At 64.5% G+C, this 25,685-nt stretch carries 23 protein-coding genes; 14 read left to right on the top strand and 9 right to left on the bottom strand.

Going from position 1 to position 25,685, the window contains the following annotated elements:
- Positions 1–264: 264 nt before the first annotated feature.
- Both ASG57_RS00700 and ASG57_RS00695 read right to left on the bottom strand, forming a co-directional pair.
- Positions 265–1,542 carry an ArgE/DapE family deacylase gene (locus ASG57_RS00700; RefSeq protein ID WP_057195596.1) on the bottom strand — a complete coding sequence of 426 codons (1,278 nt, stop codon included), beginning with the start codon at positions 1,540–1,542 and terminating at the stop codon, positions 265–267.
- Positions 1,543–1,595: 53 nt separating this feature from the next.
- A complete protein-coding gene (locus ASG57_RS00695; RefSeq protein ID WP_024338062.1) occupies positions 1,596–2,321 on the bottom strand; it encodes a pyridoxamine 5'-phosphate oxidase family protein in 726 nt (241 codons plus the stop codon).
- A 74-nt stretch (positions 2,322–2,395) separates the two neighbouring features.
- Here ASG57_RS00695 and pdxR point away from each other — a divergent pair, with 74 nt between their 5' ends.
- Positions 2,396–3,862: a MocR-like pyridoxine biosynthesis transcription factor PdxR gene (gene pdxR, locus ASG57_RS00690; RefSeq protein ID WP_024338063.1), complete on the top strand. Its 1,467-nt coding sequence runs from the start codon at positions 2,396–2,398 to the stop codon at positions 3,860–3,862.
- A gap of 67 nt (positions 3,863–3,929) precedes the next feature.
- Positions 3,930–4,175 carry a DUF6719 family protein gene (locus tag ASG57_RS00685; RefSeq protein ID WP_024338064.1) on the top strand — a complete coding sequence of 82 codons (246 nt, stop codon included), beginning with the start codon at positions 3,930–3,932 and terminating at the stop codon, positions 4,173–4,175.
- Between the two features lie 12 nt (positions 4,176–4,187).
- On the opposite strand, the gene ASG57_RS00680 is transcribed toward ASG57_RS00685, so the two are convergent.
- Positions 4,188–4,550, bottom strand: coding sequence for a hypothetical protein (locus ASG57_RS00680; RefSeq protein WP_024338065.1), 363 nt, complete (start codon positions 4,548–4,550; stop codon positions 4,188–4,190).
- Between the two features lie 33 nt (positions 4,551–4,583).
- Positions 4,584–4,742: a hypothetical protein gene (locus tag ASG57_RS38525; protein ID WP_200948523.1), complete on the bottom strand. Its 159-nt coding sequence runs from the start codon at positions 4,740–4,742 to the stop codon at positions 4,584–4,586.
- Between the two features lie 415 nt (positions 4,743–5,157).
- On the opposite strand from ASG57_RS38525, the gene ASG57_RS00675 reads away from it, so the two are divergent.
- Positions 5,158–5,343 (top strand): hypothetical protein, encoded by a 186-nt coding sequence (locus ASG57_RS00675; RefSeq protein WP_057195595.1) that lies wholly within the window; start codon positions 5,158–5,160, stop codon positions 5,341–5,343.
- Positions 5,344–5,379: 36 nt separating this feature from the next.
- Here ASG57_RS00675 and ASG57_RS00670 read toward each other — a convergent pair whose 3' ends face one another.
- A complete protein-coding gene (locus ASG57_RS00670) occupies positions 5,380–5,928 on the bottom strand; it encodes a CreA family protein (protein ID WP_024338067.1) in 549 nt (182 codons plus the stop codon).
- 208 nt (positions 5,929–6,136) lie between these two features.
- On the opposite strand from ASG57_RS00670, the gene ASG57_RS00665 reads away from it, so the two are divergent.
- From ASG57_RS00665 to ASG57_RS00645, 5 genes are all read left to right on the top strand, one after another.
- Positions 6,137–7,672 (top strand): L,D-transpeptidase, encoded by a 1,536-nt coding sequence (locus ASG57_RS00665; protein ID WP_057195501.1) that lies wholly within the window; start codon positions 6,137–6,139, stop codon positions 7,670–7,672.
- Positions 7,673–7,761: 89 nt separating this feature from the next.
- Positions 7,762–8,331 (top strand): glutathione peroxidase, encoded by a 570-nt coding sequence (locus ASG57_RS00660; RefSeq protein ID WP_057195500.1) that lies wholly within the window; start codon positions 7,762–7,764, stop codon positions 8,329–8,331.
- A 160-nt stretch (positions 8,332–8,491) separates the two neighbouring features.
- Positions 8,492–9,517 (top strand): polysaccharide deacetylase family protein, encoded by a 1,026-nt coding sequence (locus tag ASG57_RS00655; RefSeq protein WP_024338070.1) that lies wholly within the window; start codon positions 8,492–8,494, stop codon positions 9,515–9,517.
- A 7-nt stretch (positions 9,518–9,524) separates the two neighbouring features.
- A complete protein-coding gene (locus ASG57_RS00650; RefSeq protein WP_024338071.1) occupies positions 9,525–10,073 on the top strand; it encodes a dihydrofolate reductase family protein in 549 nt (182 codons plus the stop codon).
- Positions 10,074–10,618: 545 nt separating this feature from the next.
- Positions 10,619–11,599 carry a helix-turn-helix domain-containing protein gene (locus ASG57_RS00645; protein WP_502690720.1) on the top strand — a complete coding sequence of 327 codons (981 nt, stop codon included), beginning with the start codon at positions 10,619–10,621 and terminating at the stop codon, positions 11,597–11,599.
- A 3-nt stretch (positions 11,600–11,602) separates the two neighbouring features.
- On the opposite strand, the gene ASG57_RS00640 is transcribed toward ASG57_RS00645, so the two are convergent.
- The 3 genes from ASG57_RS00640 to aspS all read right to left on the bottom strand — a co-directional run bounded on the left by ASG57_RS00640 (position 11,603) and on the right by aspS (position 16,642).
- Complete coding sequence (locus ASG57_RS00640) at positions 11,603–12,055, bottom strand: DoxX family membrane protein (protein ID WP_057195499.1); 453 nt, start codon at positions 12,053–12,055, stop codon at positions 11,603–11,605.
- A 179-nt stretch (positions 12,056–12,234) separates the two neighbouring features.
- Positions 12,235–14,544, bottom strand: a complete 2,310-nt coding sequence (locus ASG57_RS00635; RefSeq protein WP_024338074.1) for an NADP-dependent malic enzyme — start codon at positions 14,542–14,544, stop codon at positions 12,235–12,237.
- Positions 14,545–14,869: 325 nt separating this feature from the next.
- The gene (aspS, locus tag ASG57_RS00630; RefSeq protein WP_057195498.1) at positions 14,870–16,642 is read right to left on the bottom strand and encodes an aspartate--tRNA ligase; all 1,773 of its coding nucleotides are present in this window, start codon (positions 16,640–16,642) and stop codon (positions 14,870–14,872) included.
- Positions 16,643–16,837: 195 nt separating this feature from the next.
- On the opposite strand from aspS, the gene ASG57_RS00625 reads away from it, so the two are divergent.
- The 6 genes from ASG57_RS00625 to rnd all read left to right on the top strand — a co-directional run bounded on the left by ASG57_RS00625 (position 16,838) and on the right by rnd (position 24,103).
- Complete coding sequence (locus tag ASG57_RS00625) at positions 16,838–18,310, top strand: protein adenylyltransferase SelO (protein ID WP_057195497.1); 1,473 nt, start codon at positions 16,838–16,840, stop codon at positions 18,308–18,310.
- A 224-nt stretch (positions 18,311–18,534) separates the two neighbouring features.
- Complete coding sequence (locus ASG57_RS00620; protein ID WP_057195496.1) at positions 18,535–19,389, top strand: phosphodiesterase; 855 nt, start codon at positions 18,535–18,537, stop codon at positions 19,387–19,389.
- Entirely contained in the window at positions 19,386–20,336 is a 951-nt protein-coding gene (locus tag ASG57_RS00615) for a carbohydrate ABC transporter permease (RefSeq protein WP_057195495.1), read from the top strand. The genes ASG57_RS00620 and ASG57_RS00615 overlap by 4 nt, the downstream gene beginning before the upstream one ends.
- The gene (locus ASG57_RS00610; RefSeq protein WP_057195494.1) at positions 20,333–21,202 is read left to right on the top strand and encodes a carbohydrate ABC transporter permease; all 870 of its coding nucleotides are present in this window, start codon (positions 20,333–20,335) and stop codon (positions 21,200–21,202) included. The genes ASG57_RS00615 and ASG57_RS00610 overlap by 4 nt, the downstream gene beginning before the upstream one ends.
- An 11-nt stretch (positions 21,203–21,213) precedes the next feature.
- The gene (locus ASG57_RS00605) at positions 21,214–22,545 is read left to right on the top strand and encodes an ABC transporter substrate-binding protein (protein ID WP_057195493.1); all 1,332 of its coding nucleotides are present in this window, start codon (positions 21,214–21,216) and stop codon (positions 22,543–22,545) included.
- A 409-nt stretch (positions 22,546–22,954) separates the two neighbouring features.
- On the top strand, positions 22,955–24,103 hold the full coding sequence (gene rnd, locus ASG57_RS00600) for a ribonuclease D (RefSeq protein WP_024338081.1): 1,149 nt from the start codon (positions 22,955–22,957) through the stop codon (positions 24,101–24,103).
- A 113-nt stretch (positions 24,104–24,216) separates the two neighbouring features.
- Here the strand turns inward: rnd and ASG57_RS00595 are convergent, their stop codons facing one another.
- Positions 24,217–25,599 (bottom strand): aspartate aminotransferase family protein, encoded by a 1,383-nt coding sequence (locus ASG57_RS00595; RefSeq protein ID WP_057195492.1) that lies wholly within the window; start codon positions 25,597–25,599, stop codon positions 24,217–24,219.
- Positions 25,600–25,685: the final 86 nt, after the last annotated feature.

The raw sequence follows: 25,685 nt of genomic DNA, 5'->3' as shown, positions 1-25,685 counted from the left end.
CCGTCTCGTCCAGCGATCGGGCGCCAGTCTGCCACCGGTCAGGGCAGCATCCTAGTCTTTATTTTAAGCTTAAAGGATTAGCGAAGCCGGTGGATGGGCAGCGAGAAGCGCCCCTCCCGTTTGGTTGGCGGCGGTGCGAGAGCGCCTTGCCCACCTACTATCATCCGTCATCGCGAGCGCAGCGAAGCAATCCAGAACCTATCCAGGGCGGCAGTCTGGATTGCCTCGTTGCAAGAAGTCCTCGCAATGACGGTGGAGAGACGCCTATGCCTTCTCCACCCCGCACCACTCGGCAATGAACAGGGCCATCGCCTTGGTCGTCTTCCTCAGTGATTCCAGGTCGACGAATTCGTTGAAGCCGTGCATCTCGCCGCCGCTGGCACCGAAGCACAGGCTCGGAATGCCGTGGTTGAGGCCGTAGAAGCGCGTGTCGGTGAGCGCGGTGAAGACGAGATCCTCGACCGCACCGCCATAGACGGCGTTGAAGGCCTTGCCGAACGCGGTTTCCGGCGCGGCGGCGTCGGTCAGTTCGTAGCCTTCCGACAGGAAGCCGGACCATTCAATCTCCGGCGGATTGTTGGCGAGGAAGCGGTGGTTACGCGCTGCAGCAGCGACACAAGCCGTGATCTCCTTCTGGTGATCGGCGATCGACCAGCCCGGCAATACGGCAATGCGGCAATCGACGTCGCACCAAGCGGGGACGCTCGAGGCCCAGTCGCCGCCCTTGATGATGCCGGGATTGAAGTTGATGGGATGGTTGAGCGTCTTGAAGTGACGATCGGCCTTGGCCCGCTCGTTCCATTCGATCTCGAGCTTTTGCAGCGCCTGGATCAGGTGATACGCCGCCATGATCGCGTTCGCGCCGGAGCCTGCGAAGGCCACGTGGGTTGGATGTCCCTTCACGCGCAGGCGAAACCAGATCACGCCGACCTGCGAGCGGACCATCTTGCCGCCTGTCGGCTCCGGAATGAAGCAGGCGTCTGCGCGATAGCCGCGCTGAAGCGTCGAGAGTGCACCGACCCCGGTGCTCTCCTCCTCGATCACCGACTGAAAATGAATCCGTGCCGTCGGCCTCAAACCCGCGGCCTTGATCGCGTCCAGGGCGTAGAGCGCACCGATCGTGCCTGACTTCATGTCGCAAGCGCCGCGGCCGAACATCTTGCCGTCCTTGATGACCGGCGAGAATGGCGGCGTGTCCCACAGTTCCAGCGGGCCCGCCGGCACCACGTCACAGTGCCCCTGGAGGATCAGCGATTTGCCGGCATTGGTTTGTGGACGGTAAGTACCCACCACAGAACGCGCCTTCGAAAAGTCGTGCTCGATCGGACCGAAGCCGCGCAGATCCTTCAGATCGTCGACGTTGATGTGCCAATCGTCGACCTCGTAGCCGCGTTCGCGAAGGAGGTCGCCGATCATGTCCTGGCAGGGCCCCTCAGCCCCGCGGGTCGAAGGGATCGCGACGAAATCGCGGGTGGTTGCAAGCTGAGCTTCGAAGCCGCTATCGACGGCGTCAAGAATCCTCTGCTGCGTTTCGGCATTCATCTGGCAACTCCAATCGGCATTCGGATCATCGATGCCGCGCAACCTACTCGATTTCAGCCGTTCGGGTACTCCACAAAATAAGCATCCCGCAATGCATCTTCGAGCAGCCGGCCTTCCCTATAGCCATTCAGCGTCGCAGGCCGGCTGACGCCGTCGAGCAGGCGCGGGCACGGCTCCGGGGGGCCGAGCACGGTGCGGACCGGGATGCGCTCGGCGTAGATGGGCAACGCATAGTCCTCGTCGTCGTCAGCTACACCCTTGGCGCGGATCTTGGCCGAGGCCTCCTCGATCTCCATCGCGATAAAGGACGTTGCCTTGATCTCCTGCGTGGTGCTCTGGCGCAGACTCGCCGTGCGGCCCGGGAAAAAGCGGTCAACCATCGCGATCACCGCGCGGTCCTTCTCCTCGGGATCAGTGACGAGATAGGCAGTACCGAATGCCATGACCGCGCGGTAATCGGCGGAGTGGTTGAAGCCGCAGCGCGCTAGGACGAGGCTGTCGAGATGAGCGACCGTCAGGCAGACGCGCTCGCCCTTGCTCTGGTTGCGCAACATCCGGCTGGCGCTCGATCCGTGCCAGTAGAGCCTGGTGCCCTCGCGCCAGAAGAAGGTCGGCGTGCAGTAGGGCTGTCCATCGATGACGTAGGAAACGTGGCAGAGCATCGAGGAGTCCAGGATGCGATGAACCGTCTCATGATCGTAGAAGCCGCGATCGTGCCGGCGCTTCACTTGGTTGCGCGCCGATGTCGGATAGGAATCTGAGGTCTCGGTCTGGCTCACGGCCGCTCCTGTTCGGATTGGAAGAACTGCAAGGAGTTGTAGCCGCGTATTTGGTCTGCGATAGTTCCAATTCCATGCAAAAAATTCCAACCAATTCCCCCTCGCCTGGCAAGGCGGAGCTGCCCCTCGACCTCACGGGGCCGCACATCACTGCGGGTGCTTCCGCAGCGCACCGTCTGTACCAGGCCCTATGCGAGATGATCGTCTCCGGTCTCGTGAAGCCCGGCGAGGCGCTGCCGCCATCGCGGACGCTGGCCAGGCAGACCGGGTTTCGGCGCAATGCCGTCGTCACCGCCTATGAGCGCCTGATCGCCGACGGCTTTGCCGACGCAACCGTCGGTTCCGGAACGTTCGTGGCCGCACGCATTCCCGCGAGGGCGGCAGAAGCGAATAGGCCGAAGGTCGTTGTCGAAACGCCGAGGCAGGGCGCGTTCGCGCTTGGCTGCACCCATATCGACGAGCGCGCTCTGCAGCGCTTTCGGGCCTTCGTCGGCCGCCGCATGCGCGCGTTCGGGTCCGAGCACCTGCATTACGGCGACCCGCGCGGCAGTCGGGAGCTGCGCGCTGCGATCGCCGACCATCTGTTGTCAGCGCGAGGCCTGCGCTGCGATCCCGATCAGATCATGCTGACATCGGGCACGCTGCACGCGTTGCGCATCGTTTTGAGCGGAATCCTGAAATCCAACGACCAGGTCTGGTGTGAGGATCCCGGCTATCCCGCCGCTCGCAACACCATCGCGCATTGCGGCTACCGCGCCGTGCCCGTTCCCGTCGACGAGCATGGGATGCGTGTCGCCCGAGGCCGTATCGCGGCGCCAGCCGCGCGCGCGGCATACGTCACACCTTCGCACCAGTTTCCGCTTGGCATGCAGATGTCGATGCCCCGGCGGCTCGAGCTTCTGGAGTGGGCGAGGCAAACCGGCGCATTTGTGATCGAGGACGATTACGACAGCGAGTTCCGCTATGACGGCGCGCCGCTCATGTCGCTCGCGGGCATCGATCGCCTCCAGCGCGTGATCTACCTGGGCACGTTTGCCAAGACGCTGTTTCCGGGCCTGCGCATCGGCTATTGCGCCCTGCCCGAACGCCTGGTCGCAGTGGTAACGGCAGCGCGCGCCGCACTCGACCGCTTTCCCGGCACACTGATGGAAGGCGCGGTGGCGGACATGCTCAATTCCGGCGCATTCGCCGCAAATCTTCGGCGCGTGCGCAAAATCTATCGCGAGGCGCGCGATGTGCTCGCCCAGACGCTGGAAGTCGCATCCGATGGCGCACTTTCGGTGCCGGTGCCCTCACAGGGCCTGCATCTTGTCGCCCGGTTCGATCCTTCGGTCGCCCTGTCGGTGCCAGCGCAGGCCAAGCGTGCGGCCAACGCAGAAGGCTGGCTCTTGGCCGACACCTATTCGCGCGCGCCCCCGCTGCCTGGCTTCGTGTTGGGATTTTCCGGCCATGCGGTTCCACAGCTCGTCGCCTCAGCCGAACGACTGGCCCGCGAATCGCGAACTGCCTTGCGTCGCGGCAGATCCGCCCACCGGGGGTAGCAAACGTTCACTATGAGAATCGGCTGCGGCTGCCTACAGTGCAGGCTCGATGTCGGGATTTCTCACCATGCTGTTGGGCCGTGCGGTCTGCCTCTCGCTCCTGATCGCCACGACGCCGGTCGTGACGGCAGACGCAGCTACGGTCGGACGCGAGCAGGATATCGGCGATCTCAAGCTGGGCCAGCGCGTGCAAGTGGATGATGGAACCTGCCCCGCCGGTCAGGTCAAGGAAGTGCGCGGCGCCAGGATGACCGACAAGGGGGTGGCGCGGACCAGCACTTGCGTGCCGCGCTACGGCCCCAAATCGAAATGACGAGCTGAAGCGCTACTTTGCCGGATCGAACATGCACTGCAAGGTCGGCTTGGCGATCTTGGTGAAGGTCGGGCCGATCTCGCTCTGCTTGGAGGCCGGCACCCAATCGGTCTCAATGGTGGGCACGCCCGTCTCGCTGATGCCGCGCAACAGTGCTTCACGCAGATCGCGGTCCTCGACGGCCGCGGCGGCGTGATCGTGCAGGCAGCCGCAGACCTCCTCCGGATGTTCCCAGCGCCCGAGCATGTGCGGGGCGCATTGGCGCACGAATTCGCCGCGTGGATCGGGAAGCCTGGAGGGTGCGCGCGCTTGCGCTTGAACGGAACCGATCGTCAGCAGAAACACGAAGGCTGCGGCGCAGAGACGTAGCAACATGATTGCCTTTGCCAGCTGTTTTCTCGTGCGCGGTCAGGAGCGCGCGGCGACCATGACCTGCTTCGCGGTCGCGGCCGGCGAGCCGCTGTACTGGAAGGTGCCGATTCCGGGGAGATTGCCGTCGGGCGTCCCCGCCAACGACGGGCCGGCGAGCACAAAACCGAAGGCCAGGATGAAGCTGAGCGCGCGCATGATCGTGTGTCCCAATTCAGTGGCGTCGGTACGCCGTCGTCGTTGTGAAGCTGATAACCATGGGCGGTTTCCTGGATGATGCGCCAAAAGCTGAAAATGGTTTCGTCTTGGTGAGAATTGTTTCGTCCGTCGCTGGACAACGAAGCAATTCTCAGAAAACGCCAGTCATTTCAGAGGGGGCGAGCTGCAGGTCAAAGTGGTCTGCCAGGTTCCGGCTCAGTTGCCGGAGACGTACGACGCAGACGCCGTCATGCCCTCGCCTTGAACGCTTCACACGCATTTTACGTTTCTCTGCTGAAAGGAGCGGCAAACGGGGGCTGGACTCCATCGAACCAGCGGTGGTTCGGCAGCGACCCAAGCCATCGGAACCAAGACGCCCGGAACACCGGGCGCATTCACGTGAGGGATGGCCACCATGATGGCGGGAAATCGCGCAACGCCGCGCGATGCGGATCCGGGGACGGACCGCGGGGATCAACCACCCATTCGCGGCAGCGCCGGCGAAATGGCGCTGCAATCAAGCCGGGGCTTCGAGGCCGCACCGCAGATGTTCGTGCGTCTGACCGGTTCGCATCTCGCGAAGCTGCGCGATCGGGACTGAGCGAGCGCAAGGCGCCGCAGGAGCGACGCCAACGCATTACTGCGTGAAGAACTCGCCGCACTTCTGCACGTTCACGTCCGCCGTCCCCCATGGCATAATCGGCACCGTCGAGGTCGAGTTCTTGGGCGATCCTTCGATCAGCCTGTCCGAATAGACCATGTAAACCAGCACGTTGCGCTTGGCGTCGCAGCCGCGTACGATCTGCATCTTCTTGAAGAACAGCGAGCGGCGTCGACGGAACATGTCGTCGCCCTGCTCCATCTTGTTCTTGAACTTGATCGGGCCGATCTGGCGGCAGGCGAGCGAGATGTCGGAGACCTCCTCGGCAAGGCCGAGCCAACCCTTGAAGCCGCCCTTCTCCGGCACCGTGAAATGGCAGGCGACGCCCTCGACCTCGGGATCGTCGATACCGTAGGTCGCAAGCTTGTCGTTCGGGCTCATCCATTTGAACACGGTGGAGCGGCGGAAGATCAGATCGGGCTCATCGGCTGCAGATGCCGACGCCATTGGCGCGGTCAGGGCAAGGAGGAATAAAGCAAGACCTTTCAGACGGATGCCGGAAAGAATGCGGAAACGAGATGACATGAAGTTCTCCGGTAACAAGTCCCCGCAATGTAGGAACGCAAGCGACGATCAGGAAGGTGACGGACCGCGAGAGGCAGCCGCCGTTTACCGCTCCGTGAGGCTTTTTTGCTACGCCTTGGATAAGAGTGACGGACGGCAGAACCGCCCTGCTGGTGAACGCGTATTCCCTTCGCGAGACTAACGTCTGATTTGGATTATGGATTCGAGGATGAACAGCGTGAGCGGGTCGGATTCTTCTGCCAAGCAGGGGCGGCTGTGGCAGATCGCCATTGTGACGGCGGCGGGTGTGATCGGCGCGACCAGCCACGCAGACGCAGCGTATTATTATTGGACGGACTATTCCGACGGGTCCTATTACGCTCGACCGGATCGCTATCCCGAGATACCGCGACAGAAGCCGCAAAAGCGCGGCACGGCAAGCAAGAAGGAAAGCATCGTCGAGAAGGAAGCCGGCACCAAGCCGCAAGGACCGCTCATCATCGTGGTCTCGATCGACCGGCAGAAGGTTACGGTCTACGACCGCAGCGGCATGTTCGCGGAATCACCGGTGTCGACCGGCATGAAGGGCCATTCGACGCCGATGGGTGTGTTCAGCGTCATTCAGAAGCATAAATTCCACCGCTCCAATCTCTATAGCGGCGCGCCGATGCCGTACATGCAGCGGATCACCTGGTCCGGCGTCGCCATGCATGCGGGCGCACTGCCAGGCTATCCGGCCTCGCATGGCTGCATCCGGATGCCGATGTCGTTCGCGATGAAGATGTGGAACTGGACCCGGATGGGTGCGCGCGTGATCGTGGCGCCTGGCCAGATGTCGCCGCAAAGCTTCTCCCACCCCTTGCTCGCCTCCGTGCGCGTGCCGCCGCAGCCGACGGTGAGCCTCGAGCCGCAGACCAACGGCGACAAGATCGAGAAGACCGTCGCCGAAAGCAGGCCGGTGGAGACCAAGACCGCCAGCGCCGACAGCGTGCTCGATCTTCGCTCGTCCGTCGGCCTTGTCGTCATGTCGGATGTGACCACGGGCAATACGCCGGCGCGCGAAGCCGCCACGCCGGCCAAGTCGGCCGAGGCACCCGACGCGGCCAAACCCCAGTCGGAAGGCGCGGTGAAGCCCGCCGACGACAAGGTTGAGGCTGTCAAGACCGGGCCGGGCAAGACAGAAGCGGTGGGCGCCGCAACGACGCCCGGTGCACAAGCCACAGCACCGGCGCCCGCGGCCTCGCCCGATGCGAAGACGGACGCGACACGCGTTACTGAACCTGCGCCTGTGTCAAAGCCGGATGCGCCGAAGCGGGCCGGCCAGATCGCGGTCTTCATCAGCCGCAAGGATTCCAAGCTCTATGTGCGGCAGAATTTCGCGCCTCTGTTCGAGGTACCCGTCACGATCGCGCCCAGCGACCGGCCGCTCGGCACGCATGTCTTTACCGCGGAGGTCGACAAGGCCGATTCCAATACGCTGCGCTGGTCGGTGGTGTCGCTGCCCGTCTCAGCCCGTTCCGCGGCACGAGCCGATGACAGCCGCCTTGCGCGCCGCCGGCAGGGCGCAGTGATGCCGATTGCCGCCAAGCCCGTAATCGCGCCGGACAGCCCGGCTGACGCCCTTGACCGCATCTCGGTCCCCGCCGACACCATGGCGAAGATCAGCGAGATGCTGACGTCAGGCGGCTCGATCATCGTCGCGGACCAGGGCATCAGCCAGGGCGAGACCGGCGAAGGCACCGATTTCATTGTCCGCCTGTATTAGCCCTTGGTCGTTCCGATAACGCGGTGTTGACGAGGCAGATCGTTACGGCGGAGTAGCATGCCCCTCGGATCATTTCGGGGGACGCCGTCATGATGAATCGCAGGACCATGCTCAGCGCGACGCTTGCAAGCGTGCTCGCGCCGGCAACACGCGCCTTTGCCGATGGCGGCATGAGCCGGGTCTCGGCCTACGCGTTCTCCTTCCCGGCCCTGTCGGGCGACGATATCCGCCTCGCCGCCTTCACCGGCAAGCCGCTGCTGGTGGTGAACACCGCCTCGCTCTGTGGCTACACGCCGCAATATGCCGGCCTTCAGGAACTCTGGGACGAATTTCGCGATCGAGGACTCACCGTGATCGGCGTTCCCTCCAACGATTTCGGCGGACAGGAACCCGGCGGCTCCAACGAGATCACGCAGAAGGCGCATCACCAATATGGCGTTACCTTCCCGGTCACGGCCAAGGCCGTCGTCATTGGAGCGCAAGCACACCCCTTCTACAGATGGGCGGCTGCGGCGCGACCAAAGGACGCCCCGCGGTGGAACTTCCATAAATATCTGATCGGCCGCGATGGCTATATCGCTGACGTCTTTCCGTCAGCAGTGGAACCGCCCGATACGCGAATCAAGACTGCCATTGCCAAGGCACTGGCCGTCAGTTGAGCGGGTGCGCCATCCGGCTGGGCACAATTGTGCCGGCGGATCAAACAGCCGTTGCAATGGCGATGGCCCACCATCTAGGCTAGGATTCGTTTGGCAGGATGGTTCTGCGGCAGGCGAAAAGCCGCGGCGGAACAACGGGATCAATCTCGAGGACAACACCATGCGTGTGGCGGCAGGACTGATTTTGGCAGGCGCAATGTCCATGGCGATGACCGGCGCATCATGGGCGCAGACACCGGCTGCCAAGCAGGCGGGTGCAACGCAGGTCGCACCGGCGGCGATGCCAGTCGCGTCAGCGCCCCCGACAGGCCCGGCAGCCGCTCCCGCGACAGGCGCCGCGCCGACGGGGTTCGTCAATCCGCCCCCGCCCAAGCAGGCGCCGCAGCCGGCCCGCGCAGCCTGCAACACGCCGGGCGCGCTGGGGGTTGCCCGCACCGTCGAGATCGACACCACGGGCGGTCCGGGCTTCGGCTTCGAGCACTTCAAGGAGCTCGACTTCCTGCGCGACAAGGAAGTGGTGCTGACCTTCGACGACGGCCCGTGGCCGCGCAACACCCCCGCAGTCTTGAAGGCGCTCGCGGACGAATGCACCACCGGAATCTTCTTCATCATCGGCAAGCACGCGACCTACGAGCCGGAGATCCTCAAGCAGGTCTACGCAGCCGGCCACACCGTCGGCGCCCATACCTGGTCGCACGCCAACCTCAACAACAAGAAGCTCAACGAAGCGCAGCGCAAGGACGAGATCGAGAAAGGCTTTGCGGCGGTGAAGTGGGCGCTCGGCGGCATTTCGCCCGCGCCGTTCTTCCGCTTCCCGGCGCTGCAGCATCCGCCCGAGATGGTCACGTATCTCGGCAACCGCAATGTTGCGAGCTTCTCCTGCGACATCGACTCGTTCGACTTCAAGGCCTCCAAGCCCGAGAAGATCGTCGAGACCGTGATGAAGAAGCTCGATACCAAGGGCAAGGGCATCATCCTGATGCACGACTTCCAGAAGCACACGGCTGAGGCCCTACCCGAGCTGCTCAAGCGGCTGAAGGCCGGCGGCTACAAGGTGGTGGCGATGCGCGCCAAGTTCCCGGCCTCGACGTTGCCGGAATACGACCAGGAGCTGCTCAAGGACCTCAAGCTGCCGACGGTGAGCCAGCGCCCCGTCAATTCCGTGGTGACGACCGTTTCCGAATAGAAGGCAATTGTCTTTCCGCATCGAAGGCTACGTCATCGTCTCCGCGGACGGCATGCTTGCCGACGCCGATCGCGTGATGCCGGACAGCCTGAAGTTCGAAGGCGACAAGCTGTTCTTCGAGCAGGCGCTCGATCGCGCCGCGCTGATCGTGCATGGTCGGCACTCGCACGAGCAGCAGCCGAATTCGCCAAAGCGCAAGCGGCTGATCCTGACCCGGAAGATCAGGGATCTCACCGTCGATCCGGAGATGCCGAATGCGACGCTGTGGAATCCGGAGCATGCTAGCTTCGAGGCGGCCTGCGCCTTCGCGGATGTCGCCTCCGGCACGGTCGCCATCATCGGCGGTCCGGTCGTGTTCGACATGTTCATGGACCGCTACGATACGTTCTGGCTGTCGGAAGCCCCGCATGTGCGGCTGCCTGGCGGCGAAGGCTGTTTTGTCGATGTCCCCGAGCGAACGCCCCATGAGGTGCTGGCTTCGCACGGAATGAAGCCGGACGCGCCGTACCTGCTCGACGCGGCGCACGAGGTGACTGTCACGCCGTGGCGACGGTGAGTCTCCGATCGAAATCGGAAAACAACCCCATGCACAGTACCGGCAACCAGATACCTCTTCGTATCCTGTTCGAATGTCGGTCATAATGGGTCCCGCCGCCGGCCGGCGCAAAGCCGGCTGGCATATGTGCCGAGGTCCGATAATCGGCCCCGACGGCGGTGATGGCGCTATAGCCAATGTCCGCGCCGATGCGTCAAGACGGGCTCACGGCCGAGACACACCGTATCAATAGACTGAGACGAAAGCGCAAGACTGGATGGGCATTGGAACGAGGCGGCCCGCCTCAGAGAGGCCGCAGATGGTGCACGAACGAGCCATTTCCCTTTGCCGCATATCAACTTCCACCCGGACATGATTGCCCAGCCGACCTCCCGCGTCTAACGTCGGCCCAGACGCGACAAGGCCAGCATGACCGACCACGGTACGACGACGACAGGTCCGGCAGACGCCTCCGGACTGACTGACGACGCAGCCCCGATTTCCTCCTTGTTGCCCGCCTTCGGCTTCACCGCCGATCAGATGGATGGGGATGCGAACGTCGCCGCCTGGCGGAGGCCGTCGCCACGCTGTTCGAGATCGACGAGCTCGCCGCGGGCGAACCGGGCCCGTTTCGCGCCGACATCCGCTCCTACGCCATGGGGCCGGTGCTGATCGGGTTGAGCCGAGCCAGCGGCCAGCGTTTCCGCCGGACAGCTGAAACGATCGCGCGCAGCGGCGTCGACCATATCATCCTACAGCTCTACGTGACGGGCGGCTTTGACGGCGTCGCCGGCGACCGGCCGATGCAGGTGGGCGCTGGCGACATCTGCCTGTTCGACCTCGCCCAGACCCTGGAGACCCGGGCGACGCCATTCGAGAACGTCACGCTGGTCGTACCGCGTCCGATGTTCGGCACCCATCTCCTGCGCGTCGACGATTTGCACGGCCTCGTCCTGCCGGGCAGCAGCGTGATCGCAAGGCTCCTGGCGGGACATCTCACCGCCCTGTTCGAATTCGCGCCGCGCATGACGCTCGACGAATGCCAATCGGTGGTCGAGGGCACGGTGTCGCTGGTGGCCGCCTGCCTGCGCAACGAAATCGAACGTAGCGATATCGACGCAGGTCATCCTGGCGCCGCGAACCCGTCCTTGATGCGGATCCGCCAATACATCGAAGCCGGACTTGCCAGCGAGGATCTGTCGGCCACTTCGATCGCGGACCATTTCGGCCTGTCCCGGGCCTCACTGTACCGACTGTTTGCGCCCGTCGGCGGCATCGCCGACTACATCCGCAGCCGCCGGCTGCACCGCGCCTTCTTCGATCTCGCCAATTCGGGCGGCCGAGGCCTGCGCATCAGCGAGGTCGCCCGGCGCTGGCAGCTCGGCAGCGACGCGCATTTCGCGCGCTCGTTCAAGGCAGCCTACGGCATCACGCCCCGCGCGGCGCGCGAGGCCGCATTGCTCGGCCTGCAGCGCGGCACCGATGCAACGAACAGCGCAACGATTTCCCGCTGGATGCGCGAGATCGCTCCACCGAGAGCGGATTGATCGCTACACGTCGCCGTAGGCCGCCTCGGCCGGACGCGTGGTGCGGCCGTAGCCGATGATCATGCAGAGCGCACCGATGATCGACAGGTTCTTGAGCGCATCGACCAGCATCTTGGCGTTGTCGGGCGCCGCCATGTTCCAGAAGTCGTAGAACATCACGGTCGCGACGGCGACGTAGATGATCAACAGCATCGCGAAGAAGCGCGCGCCGAAATTCAGTGCGATCATCAAACCGGCCAAGATCTCCAGCGCTCCGATCGCGATCGCCAGCAGCTGCGGCGTGGTCATCGCGGTCGCCGCCTCGACCTGCTTGGCATAAGGCGCGACCGCGTCGGGCACCACGAGCTTGGTGGCGATGAAGTCCGCGGTGGCCTGGATGGCGAACAGCTTGGTCGCGCCCGTGTAGATGAACAGCACGGCGAACAGGATTCGCCCGAAAGTCACGAACGCTGGCATGATCGGCCTCTTGGTAGGAGCGCTACGGCACGGAACGCGTAAGTGGATTATGAAGAGTCGTGCGTCGGTTTACAAACGAGGAAATGGAGAGCTGGCAAGGAATTCAAAGTTGCCGGTCTCTTCCCTTCTCCCCTTGTGGGAGAAGGGACAAGCACCTCGCGCGGCGCAGCAGCCTGCCGCTACGTAAACAACGTCGGCTGCTGCCGGGCTGCGCGCTCCTGCGCTTCCACGACCGCGACGGCCGTCATGTTGAGGATGCCGCGCGCGGTTACCGACGGCGTCAGGATATGCGCGGGGCGCGCCGGGCCAATCAGGATCGGGCCGACGGGAAGCGCGTCCGCCAGCGACTTGATCATCTGATAGGCAACGTTGGCGGTGTCGAGGGTCGGCATGATCAGGATGTTGGCCTCGCCCTCCAGCTTGGAGTGCGGCAGCACCATTCGCCGAGCCGCGGCCGAAAGCGCGGTGTCGCCCTGCATCTCGCCGTCGGCCTCGATCTCCGGATGCTTCTCCTTCAACAGCTGGGTCGCTCGCCGCATCTTGCGCGAGGACTCGGTGTCATAACTGCCGAAATCCGAGTGCGAGACGAAGGCGATCTTGGGCTTGATGTTGAAGCGCTGCACGTGAACCGCCGCGAGCGACGCGATCTCCGCGAGTTCTTCCGCGCTCGGGTTGGGCCGCACCTGGGTGTCGGCGATGAAGAAGGCGCCTTTGCTGGTGATCAGAAGCGCAAGCGCCGCATAGTCGCTGATCCCAGGCGAGAAGCCGACGATCTCCCGGACATGGCGCAGATGGCTCATGTAGCGGCCCTCGACACCGCAAAGCATGGCGTCCGCCTCGCCGCGCACCACCGCAAGCGCGGCGATCACGGTGTTGTTGGTGCGCACCACCGTCCGCGCTGCATCCGGCGTCACGCCGCGACGGCCGGCGACCTCGACGTAGGATTGCACGTAGGAGCGGTAGCGCGGGTCGTCCTCGGGATTGACGAGGTCGAAGTCCTTGCCGGCGCGGATCGACAGGCCGAAGCGATTGATGCGCGCTTCAACGACGGAAGGACGGCCGACCAGGATCGGCCGCGCCAGGTTCTCCTCCAGCACCACCTGCGTGGCCCGCAGCACGCGCTCGTCCTCGCCCTCGGCATAGATCACGCGCACCGGCTGGGTCTTGGCCTTGGCGAACATCGGCTTCATGACGAGGCCGGAGCGGAAAGCGAAGCGCTCGAGCAGCGCAGTGTATTCGTCGAAATTGGTGATCGGGCGCGTCGCCACGCCGGACTCTATCGCGGCCTTCGCCACAGCCGGCGCGATGCGCAGGATCAACCTCGGATCGAACGGGCTTGGGATCAGGGACCCCGGGCCGAAGCCCTGCGTCTCGCCGGTGTCGAACCCCTGCGCGACCGCATCCGACGGTGCCTCGCGCGCAAGCTGCGCGATGGCCTCGACCGCGGCCTGCTTCATCTCCTCGTTGATTGCGGTGGCGCCGACATCGAGCGCGCCGCGGAAGATGAAAGGAAAGCAAAGGACGTTGTTGACCTGGTTCGGGTAGTCCGAGCGGCCGGTGCAGATCATGGCGTCGGGGCGCGCCTTTCGTGCCTCCTCAGGCATGATCTCCGGCACGGGATTGGCGAGCGCCATGATCAAGGGCTTGTCGCCCATGGCTTTCGCCATCTCGGGCTTGAGCACGCCGGGTGCCGAGAGCCCGATGAAGATGTCGGCGCCGCCGATGACGTCGGCGAGCGTGCGCTTGTCGGTCTTCTGCGCATAGACCGCCTTCCAGCGGTCCATCGAGGTATTTCGTCCCTCGTGCACGAGGCCGTCGATGTCGCAAACCCAGATGTTCTTGCGCTGTGCCCCCATCGACACCAGCAGGTTCAGCGTCGCGATCGCGGCAGCCCCCGCGCCCGATGCAACGATCTTGACCTCGGACAGCTTCTTGCCGTTCAGCCTGAGGCCGTTGGTGATGGCCGCCGCGACGATGATGGCGGTGCCATGCTGGTCGTCATGGAACACCGGGATCTTCATGCGCTCCTTCAGGCGCGCCTCGATCTCGAAACATTCCGGTCCGCGGATGTCTTCCAGATTGATGCCGCCGAAGGTCGGTTCGAGCGCGGCAACCGTCTCGACCACGCGGTCAATCGTGTCGGCGGCAATTTCGATATCGAACACGTCGATGCCGGCGAATTTCTTGAACAGGACCGCCTTGCCTTCCATCACCGGCTTGGACGCCAGCGGGCCGATATTGCCGAGGCCAAGCACTGCGGTGCCGTTCGAGACGACGGCCACCAGATTGGCGCGTGTGGTGAGCGTGGCCGCCTCGGCCGGGTTCTTGGCGATCTCTGTGCAGGCCGCGGCAACGCCCGGAGAATAGGCCAACGCGAGATCGCGCTGGTTGGCAAGCGGCTTGCTCGCCTGGATCTCGAGCTTTCCGGGGCGCGGCAAACGATGATAGGCCAGCGCCGCCTGGTGGAGATCATCAGAATAGGACGACATGCGGTGTCTCGCCTCGCGTTACCGGCCTTCAATCAAGTGCCCCGGCCAGCCGCCACATTGCGGTATTCCGGCTCATGGAAACCGGATGAAGCACGGCCGGCCGCCCGGTGGCAACATCCGAATGCGATCTGGTCAACAGACTATCCGCGCCGTCATTGCGAGCCATCGGGTCCGCGCAGCGCGCGGCCCGATGACAGGCTCCGCGAAGCAATCCAGAGTCCCTCCGCGGAAACATTCTGGATTGCTTAGCTGCACTCGCAATGACGATGTTGCGGCACCTGGCGCAATACTTGTCGTATGGCGTCGCGGTGCCATAGCGGCCCGCTCACTTCTGCGGCAGGTTCACCCGGATGTGCAGCTCGCGGAGCTGCTTGGTGGTGGCCTCCGATGGCGCGCCCATCAGGAGGTCCATCGCCTGCTGGTTCATCGGGAAGAGCGAGATCTCGCGCAAGTTGGTGGTGCCACAGAGCAGCATCACGATGCGATCGACGCCGGCGGCCATGCCGCCATGCGGCGGCGCGCCGTACTGGAAGGCGCGGTACATGCCGCCGAAGCGCTCGACCACTTCCTGCTCGCCGTAACCTGCGATCTCGAACGCCTTCACCATCGCTTCCGGCACGTGGTTGCGAATGCCGCCAGAAGCGATCTCGTAGCCGTTGCAGGTGATGTCGTACTGGAACGCCTTGATCGTCAGCGGGTCCTGCGACTTGAGCGCGTCGAGGCCGCCCTGCGGCATCGAGAACGGGTTGTGCGAGAAGTCGACCTTCTTGTCGTCCTCGTTATACTCGTACATCGGGAAATCGACGATCCAGGCGAGCTCGAACCGCTCCTTGTCGGTGAGGTTCAGTTCCTCGCCGACCTTGTTGCGGGCAAGACCAGAGAACTTCCAGAACTTGTCGGGATCGCCGGCGACGAAGAAAGCGGCGTCGCCTTCCTTGACGCCGAGCTGCGCGCGGATCGCAGCCGTGCGCTCGGGCCCGATGTTGTTCGCGAGGGGACCTGCGCCCTCGCCGCCCTCGCGCCACATGATGTAGCCGAGGCCGGGCTGTCCCTCGCCCTGCGCCCACGAGTTCATGCGGTCGCAGAACGCGCGGCTGCCGCCGCCCGGTGCCGGGATCGCCCACACCTGGTTCTTGGGATCTTCGAGCATGCGCGCGAACACCTTGAAGCCGGAGCCGCGGAAGTGCTCGGAGACGTCCTGCATCTCGATGGGGTTGCGCAGGTCCGGCTTGTCGCTGCCGTATTTGCGCAAGGCTTCCGCGAACGGAATCCGGCGCCAGCCCTTCGTGACCGGCTTGCCCTTCGCGAACTCCTCGAACACGCCGGTGATGACGGGCTCCATCGCCGCGAACACGTCTTCCTGCGTGACGAAGCTCATCTCGACGTCGAGCTGGTAGAACTCGCCCGGCAGACGGTCGGCGCGCGGATCCTCGTCGCGGAAGCAGGGCGCGATCTGGAAATAGCGATCGAAGCCCGACATCATCAGCAGCTGCTTGTACTGCTGCGGCGCCTGCGGCAGCGCGTAGAACTTGCCGGGATGAATGCGCGAGGGCACCAGGAAGTCGCGCGCACCCTCCGGCGAGGACGCGGTCAGGATCGGCGTGTTGAACTCGAAGAAGCCCTGCCCCTCCATCCGCCGGCGCATCGACTTGATGATCTCGACGCGCGTCATGATGTTCTGGTGCAGTTTTTCGCGACGCAGGTCCAGGAAGCGATATTTGAGCCTGATGTCTTCAGGATATTCCTGATCGCCGAACACCGGCAGCGGCAGGTCGCCGGCCGGGCCGAGCACCTCTATCTCGCTGACATAGACCTCGACCTTGCCGGTCGGCAGGTCGTCGTTGTCGGTGCCCTCGGGGCGGCGGCGCGCCTTGCCGTCCATCCGCACCACGTATTCCGAGCGCAGCTTTTCGGCCAGCGAGAACGCCGGCGAGTCCGGGTCGACCACGCACTGGGTCAGGCCGTAATGGTCGCGCAGGTCGATGAACAGCACGCCGCCATGGTCGCGGACGCGATGGACCCAGCCCGACAGGCGGACCGTCTCGCCAATGTTGCTCTCGCGGAGCGCGCCGCATGTATGTGACCGGTAGCGATGCATGGTCGTCCCAAAATCAATGTCAAAGGAAGCGAATCGAACCGCCTGTCACGGCCGGTCCGAAGTTGCGGCAGGGTTTACCCGACGGGACCCAAGGCGGCAACCAAGGGAACGCCCTGTTTTGGACCTCCACTGCCATTTTTGGCTTATCAGAGTCCGAGCCTTTGCCATCAGGCGTTCCAGCCCTATCTTAAGCCCATGACGGTCCATTTCCCCTTCCAGAACTCCTATTCGGCACTGCCGGACAGCTTCTTTGCCCGCGTCGCACCGACCCCGGTCGCCGCTCCCCGGCTGATCAAGCTGAATCGGCCGCTGGCGCTCCAGCTCGGGCTCGACCCCGACCTGCTGGAGACCTCGGAAGGCGCCGAGATCCTGGCCGGAAAGACGGTTCCCGCCGGGGCCGAGCCCATCGCCATGGCTTACGCCGGCCACCAGTTCGGTCATTTCGTGCCGCAGCTCGGCGACGGCCGCGCCATCCTGCTCGGCGAGGTGATCGACAGAGACGGTGTCCGCCGCGACATCCAGCTCAAGGGCTCGGGCCCCACCCCGTTCTCCCGCCGCGGCGACGGCCGCGCCGCGCTTGGTCCGGTCCTGCGCGAATACATCGTCAGCGAAGCGATGCACGCGCTCGGCATTCCCACCACGCGCTCGCTCGCTGCCGTCGTCACCGGCGAGCGCGTCATCCGCGAGACCGCGCTGCCCGGCGCGGTGCTGACCCGCGTCGCCTCCAGCCATATCCGCGTCGGCACCTTCCAGTTCTTCGCCGTTCGCCGCGACACCGAGGCGATCCGCCGGCTCGCCGACCACGTCATCGCGCGCCACTATCCGGACCTGCTTCATGCCGAGCGGCCCTACCACGCCCTGCTCGCAGCCGTCGTCGAGCGCCAGGCCAATCTCATCGCACGCTGGCTCCTGGTCGGCTTCATCCACGGTGTGATGAACACCGACAACTCGTCGATCTCGGGCGAGACGATCGACTACGGTCCCTGCGCCTTCATGGACGCCTACAACCCCGCGCAGGTGTTCTCCTCGATCGACGAGATGGGCCGCTACGCCTATGCCAACCAGCCGCGCATCGGCCTGTGGAATCTGACGCGCCTCGCCGAATGCCTGCTGCCGCTGTTCTCGGACGAGCAGGAGAAGGCGGTCGCGGAAGCCCAGGACATTCTCGGCGCCTTCTCCGACACGTTCAGCGCGGCGTATCAGGCGGGCCTGCGCAGGAAAGTCGGCCTCTTCACTGAGCGAGATGGCGACGAGGCACTGATCCAGGACCTGCTCGACGCGATGGCCAAGAACCAGGCCGACTTCACCCTCACCTTCCGCAAGCTCGGCGACGCGGCGGCTGGCGACGCAGCCGACTCGCGCGCGCAGTTCATGGAGCCCGCAGCCTTCGACGAATGGGCCGGCCGCTGGCGCGCGCGTCTCGCGCTGGAGCCGCAGAGCGCCGCCGAGCGGCAAGCCGCCATGCTCGCCGTCAACCCGATGTTCATCCCGCGCAACCACCACGTCGAGGCCGTGATCCAGGCCGCGGTGAACGACGACGATTACGCGCCGTTCGAGGAACTGGTGAAGGTGCTGGCGAAGCCGTTCGAGGATCAGCCCGAGTACGCCGCGTATGCCGATCCCCCGCTGCCGGATCAGCGGGTGCTGCAGACGTTCTGCGGGACGTGAGCCACAAACTCGGTGCGAGGGTGGATCAGCCGAAGGCGTCATCCACCACTTCCCACAATACGCGGCAAATAAAGAGGTGGATTTCACTTCGCTAATCCACCCTGCGACGTCCGCGCTTGTGGACGCCGGAACCGCTGTCATCAAACTGAAACACACGCGCTCTAACCGCCTGTCAGGGTCGTCTTGCCGGAGGCGCCCATCCTTCAACAGTCCTGACAAGCGCCATGCCCTTCAAGTTCATCCACGTCACTGACACGCATCTCGCAAATCCCGGCTCGACGCTCTATGGCCTCGACCCGCGCGCCCGGTTGGATGCGGCGATCGCGGACATCAACAAGCACCAGTCCGATGCTGCCTTCGCAGTGGTGACCGGCGATCTCACCCATTGGGGCGAGCCGGAGTCCTACGTCAACTTCGCCGAGGCGATGGCCGCGTTGAAGATTCCCTACATCGCGATGGTCGGCAATCACGATCGCCGCGTTACCTGCCTCGACGCGCTGAAGGCCGCGCCGCGCGATTTCAACGGCTTCGTGCAGGGCACGCGCACGACCGAGCATGGCCTGTTCGTTTTCCTCGACACTCTGGACGAGACCAGCCATGCCGGCGAGATGTGCGAGAGGCGCCTCGGCTGGCTGGCGAGCACGCTCGCCGCCGCGCCTGCCGACATGCCGTTCGTCGTGTTCATGCACCACCCGCCGTTCCCGGTCGGCGTGCACGCGATGGACGAGATCGGGCTGAAGCAGAGCGCGGAGTTCGCCGAGGTGATCGCGCCCTACCGTTCGCGCATCCGTCATCTGTTCTTCGGCCATGTGCACCGGCCCATCTTCGGCAGCTTCGGCAAGATCCCGTTCTCGACGCTGCGCGGCACCAACCATCAGGTCTGGTTCGAGCTCGACCAGAACGCACCGCACCTCGCCAGCCACGAGCCGCCGGCCTACGGCGTGGTGCTGATCGACGACGAGAACCTCGTCGTGCACAGCCACGATTTCCTCGACGAGAATCTGCGCTTCCCCTTCGCCCCGCCGGCGGGAATGGACGGCCGCGATTACGCGCTCAATTTTCCCGGCGCGGTGAAATGAGCCTCGCCGAACCCGCGGCTCTCCCGGTCGCGACCTCGGCGGCGCCGCGACCGCAAGTCCTGAAGCGCTTGACGAGCAGCTTCAAGGCCTCGCTGCCGGCCTATCTGCTGCTCTTGCCTTCGCTGGTCTTCCTCGCGCTGTTCACCTATGGCGCGATGGGGCGCGTGCTCATCGATGCGCTCTATCAGCGCACGACGCCGAAGGCGCCCGTCCGCTTCGTCGGGCTCGACAACATCAGCGCCGTACTTGCGGACCCCGCCTTCACCGGCGCCGTCGTCAACAATCTCATCTACGCCGTCGGCACCACGATCCCGGGCATCGCCCTTGCGCTGTTGTTCGCGCTGGCGCTGTCGCGGACCCACGCCGTGAGCAGCGCGTTGCGCGCCGCGCTGTTCCTGCCGGTGCTGATCCCGATGGTCGCGGCGTCCGCGCTGTTCCTGTTCATCTTCCTGCCCAATGTCGGCCTGCTCGACTATTACATCGGCCGGCTGCTGCCGGTGCTGCCGAACTGGCTCGGCGATCCCGACATCGCGCTCACTGCGATCATGATCATCACGGTCTGGAAGAACGCCGGCTATTACATGCTGTTCTTCCTCGCCGGCCTCCAGGCCGTGCCCGAGGACGTCATGGAGGCCGCGCATCTCGATGGCGCGGGGCCGTATCGACGCCTGCGCCATATCATCCTGCCGGAGCTCAAGCCGACCTTCCTGTTCGTCACCGTCATTGCCACGCTCAACGCTGTGACGCAGGTCGACCACGTCTTCGTCATGACCCAGGGCGGGCCATCGAACTCGACCAATCTCGTGCTGTTCTACATCTACCAGCAGGCGGTCGAGCATTACGACATCGGCAAGGCCTCGGCCGCGACGCTGCTGACGCTTGCCGTGCTGATGGGTCTCACCGCACTTTCCTTTCGCACCCTGGCGAACCGCGAGGGCGGGGCATGAAGCTGTTCGACCGCCTGTTCAGGGACGCCCCGCTCGCCACGCGCGGCGAGATCACGCCCAAGCTCGGCTTTGCGCTGACCGTGCTGCTCGCCATCGTCTGGCTGATCCCGTTTCTCTGGATGGGCGTGGCGACGTTGCGTCCGCCGTCCGACGGCATCAACCTGATGGCCGAACTGCTGCCGAGCCTCAACCCGACGCTCGACAACATCAGGGATGCCTGGGAGATCGGCGATTTCCCGCGCTACACGCTCAACACCACGATCATCTGCGCCGGCATTTTGCTGGTGCAGTTCGTCACGATCACGCTGGCGGGCTTTGCCTTCGCGCGCCTGAACTTCGCCGGCAAGACGCTGATCTTCTACCTGTTCCTGATGCAGCTGATGCTGGTGCCCGTGCTGCTGATCGTGCCGAACCTGTCGCTGGTGGCGCAGCTCGGCCTCTACGACACGCTCACCGGCGTCATGATGCCGTTCTTCGCCTCCGCCTTCGGCACCTTCCTGATGCGCCAGGCGTTCGAGGCGATCCCGACCGAGCTGGAAGACGCCGCACTGATCGATGGCGCCGGCCTGCTCCAGCGCATCCGCCACATCTACGTGCCGCTGTCGATGCCGAGCTTCTCGGCGTTTGCGATCATTTCCGTGACCAGCCACTGGAACGACTTCCTGTGGCCGCTGATGGTGATCAATTCGCCGGACAAGCGGCCGCTCACGGTCGGCCTCTCCGTCTTCACCAAGACCGCCGAGGGCACGCAGGCCTGGGGCACCATCGCGGCCGGCACGCTGATGGTGATCGCGCCGCTGCTCGTCACCTTCCTGATCTTCCAGAAGCGATTCATCAGCTCTTTCGTCACCTCAGGCATCAAATAGGAGATTTTCCGATGCTGTTCTCCCGCAGGCTCATGCTCGGCCTTGCCATCGCAGGCACGATGGCAGGCTCCCTCGCCGTCCCGGCGAAGGCTGAAGGCCCGACCGAAATCGACCTGTTCTTCCCCGTCCCCGTCGACGGCAAGCTCGCCCGCGACATGGGCACCCTGATCAAGGAGTTCAACGAGACCCATCGCGACGTCAAGGCGACCGCGGTCTACACCGGCTCCTATGACGACACGCTGATCAAGACGCGCGCCGCGATCAAGGCCGGCAAGCCGCCGGCCGCCGTGATCATGTCGGCGAACTTCCTGCTCGATATGCAGATCGAGAACGAGCTCACCAACCTCGACAGCCTGATCGCCGCCGACGGCAGCACCAAGGAGAAGTTCCTGGGCCAATTCTTCCCGGCGCTGCACGGCAACGCGGTGATCAACCGATCGGTCTACGGCGTGCCGTTCCACAACTCGACGCCGCTGCTCTACATCAACGCCGACAAGGCCAAGGAAGCCGGTCTTGATCCGAGCAAGCCGCCGCAGACCTGGGCCGAGCTCACCGACTGGGCCAAGAAGCTCACCAAGCGCGACGGTGACAAGGTGACCCAGTGGGGCATCGCCATTCCCTGCGCCTATGATTATTGCGGCTGGATGATGGAAACGCTCACCATGAGCAATGGTGGGCGCTACTACAATGAAGAGTTCGGCGGCGAGGTCTATTACGACACGCCCTCGATGCTGGGGGCGCTCACCTGGTGGAACGACCTCGTCTACAAGCACAAGGTCCACGCGCCCGGCGCCACCCCCGGCCCGGCCGTCAGCACCTCCTTCATCTCAGGCAATGCCGCGATGATGATGCTGTCGACGGGCTCGCTGACCTACGTTCGCGACAACGCCAAGTTCGCCTACAAGGTCGCCTTCATCCCCCGCAACGTCCGCAACGCCGTGCCGATCGGCGGCGCCTCGCTGATCGTGCCGGCAGGGCTCGAGGCCGACAAGCAGAAGGCCGCCTGGACGCTGATCAAGTGGATGACCTCGCCCGAAAAGAGCGGCTGGTGGAGCCGCGCCACCGGCTATTTCGCGCCGAACATGGCCGCGTACAAGACACCCGAGATGGTCGACTTCCTGGGCAAGAACCCGGACGCGAAGACCGCCGTCGATCAGCTCGACGTCGCAAAGCCCTGGTTCGCGACCTACAAGACCGTCCCGGTGCGCAAGACCCTTGAGGACGAGGTGATGCTGGTCCTCAACGGCAAGAAGCAGCCGAAGGAGGCTCTCGCTGCCGCGCAGAAGGCGGCCGACGAGACGCTCAAGCCATACAATGCAGAGACGTCGCTGAAGCTGCCGTAAGGCCGCTTACGACGACGAAGAGCTTCGGCGCTCCGCGATGCGGGGCGCCGAAATCGTTTGGGCATTCCAATCCATTAACCCCCTGTCCACCATCCCATCCGCCCCGCTGCCGGTAACCACGAGAATTAACAGACCCTCAACAGACCCCCGACAAGTCTAGCAATGTTTCTGGAGGTTTCGCCGTGGATCTGTTGGTTATCGAGTTCCTGGGACTGGCTCTGGTCGTCATGTGCGTGCTGGTGGTGGCGCTGCCGTGCGCCCGGAAATCCTCGCAGCGCGTGCGATACGAGTAGGTCGTCGGCGGAGAACAGCGATTCCGGCCCGATTGCAAGGCTCGAATTCGCATCGAGCCCCTTGACATCACAGCACTTTCGGCAGAACGGCTGATGGCAAGTGTCATGGGCCGTTCATGGATTTGATTACCACCACCGCTGACCTCGCGGCTGCCTGCAGCCGACTGGCCAAGCACCCCGTCATTACCGTCGATACCGAGTTCCTCCGCGAGACCACCTATTACCCGCTGCTGTGCGTGGTGCAGATGGCCAGCCCCGAGGAGGCCGTCGTGATCGACGCGCTGGCCGAGGGCATCGACCTCAAGCCGTTCTTCGAGCTGATGGGCAACGAAGGCGTTCTGAAGGTCTTTCACGCCGCCCGTCAGGACATCGAGATCGTCTGGCACCAGGCGGGCATCATCCCGCATCCGGTGTTCGACACCCAGGTTGCCGCGATGGTACTGGGCTACGGCGACAGCATCGCCTATGACGCGCTGGTCGAGAAGGTCACCGGCCACCGCCCGGACAAGACCCACCGCTTCACCGACTGGTCGCGGCGACCGCTGACCAAGGAGCAGATGCACTACGCAGTCTCCGACGTCACGCATTTGCGCGAGGTTTTCGCAGCGCTTGACGCCGACCTGAAGAAGCGCCGCCGCAGCGAGTGGGTCTCCATCGAGATGGAGGTGCTGACCTCGCCCCGCACCTATGATTTCCACCCCGAGCGCGCCTGGGAGCGGCTGAAGACGCGGGTGCGCAAGCCCAAGGACCTCGCGGTACTGATGGAGATCGCGGCCTGGCGCGAGCAGGAGGCACAGAGCCGCGACGTGCCGCGCGGCCGCGTGCTGCGCGACGAAGCCGTCACCGACATCGCGACCCACGCGCCGACTACGCTGGAGAAGCTCGCGCATCTGCGCTCGGTGCCGAAGGGATTCGAGAAATCCAAATGGGGCGCGGACATCATCGCCGCTGTCGAGCGCGGGCTGGCGCGGGATTTCTCGAAGCTGCCCAAGCTGGAGAAACCGCGCAACAATTCCAACGGCGCCGCCATCGTCGAGCTGCTGAAGGTCTTGTTGCGGATGACCGCGGAGCGCCACGCGGTCGCAAGCAAGGTGATCGCGACCGTCGACGATCTCGAGGAGATCGCGGCGGACGATGAGGCCGACGTGCCGGCCCTGCGCGGTTGGCGCCGCGAGCTGTTCGGCGACGCCGCGCTGAAGCTGAAGCGCGGCGAGCTCGCACTGGCAATCGAGAAAGGCCGCGTGATCGGGGTGCAGCGGGCCTAGGGTCGGTGCTCCACATCGTCATCGCAAGCGTACCGAAGCAATCCAGACTGTTCCGGCGGTCTGGATGGCTTCGTCGCTTCGCTTCCTCGCCATGACGAGGAGAGAGCGAGACCTTACGCCGGCGTCAGCTTGGCCACTTCGCCCTTCATGTCGTTCAGCACGCCCGAGATCGCGGCGATCAGCTCGTCGATCTGGGCCTTGGTCGTGATCAGCGGCGGGCAGATCGCGATGGCATCGAGCATGTTGCGCGAGATCACGCCGCGCTCCTGGAGCATGCGGCTGGCGATGCCGCCGACGGCACCGGGCGTGCTGGCGGCGCTCTTGCGTCCCTTGTCGAGCACGAGCTCGATCGCTGCGATCATGCCGACGCCGCGGACCTCGCCGACCAGCGGATGGCTGGTGAGCTCGCGCAAGCGGCCCTGCATGTAGCCGCCGAGCTCGGCTGCGTGGGCGACCAGGCCGCGCTCCTCGATGATCTTGAGGTTTTCGAGCGCGATCGCCGATCCGACCGGATGGCCGCCCGCGGTGAAGCCGTGGCCGAGCACGCCGATCTTGTTGCTCTCGTCGGCGATCGGCTCGAACATGCGGTCGTTCATGATGATCGCCGAGAATGGGAAGTAGCTGGAGGTGATCTGCTTGGAGACCACCATCGCATCCGGCTTTATCCCATAGGTCTCGCAGCCGAACATCTTGCCGGTGCGGCCGAAGCCGCAGATCACCTCGTCGGCGACCAGCAGGATGTCGTACTTCTTCAGGACCGCCTGGATCTTGTCCCAGTAGGTCGCCGGCGGCACGATGACGCCGCCCGCCCCCATCACCGGCTCGCCGAAGAAGGCCGCGATCGTATCAGGCCCTTCCTTCTGGATCAGCGCATCGAGCTCTTCCGCCCGCCGCGTCGCAAACGCCTCCTCGCTCTCGCCGGGCGCACCGTCCTTGTAGAAATGCGGCGAGCCGGTGTGCAGGATGTTGGGCAGCGGCAGGTCGAAGGAGCGGTGATTGTTCGGCAGGCCCGTGAGGCTGGCCGATGCAATCGTGACGCCGTGATAGGCACGCATACGGCTGATGATCTTCTTACGCTGCGGCTGGCCCAGCGAATTCGAACGATAGGCGATGAGCTTGAGGACGGTGTCGTTGGCCTCCGAGCCGGAGTTGGTGAAGAACACCTTGCTCATCGTGACAGGCGCGATCGCGACCAGCTTCTCGGCGAGGTCGATCGAGGGCCCGTGCGATTTGGCCGAGAACGTATGGTAGAACGGCAGCGCCTGCATCTGCTTGTACGCAGCCTCGACCAGCCGCTTCTCGTTGAAGCCGAGCCCGACGCTCCACAGGCCGGCCATCGCTTCGAAATAGCGCTTGCCCGCCGCGTCGAACACATAGGGTCCCTCGCCACGCTCGATCACCAGCGGACCAGCCTGCTGATGAGCGCGCGCGTTGGTGTAGGGATGGAGCTGATAGGCCACATCCCGGGCCTCTTGCGAATTGGGCAGCATGGACATTTGCGCAGATCCTTGAAAGCGTCACCTCGCCGGAGCAGCCGGCGTCATCACTCGATGGCACGCACCTTGGCTATTGCCACAGCGCA

This window comes from Bradyrhizobium sp. Leaf396, from assembly GCF_001424605.1.
Classification (GTDB): domain Bacteria; phylum Pseudomonadota; class Alphaproteobacteria; order Rhizobiales; family Xanthobacteraceae; genus Bradyrhizobium; species Bradyrhizobium japonicum_C.
Note: the sequence above shows the minus strand (reverse complement) of the source record. Positions and strands in the feature narration are given on the sequence as shown.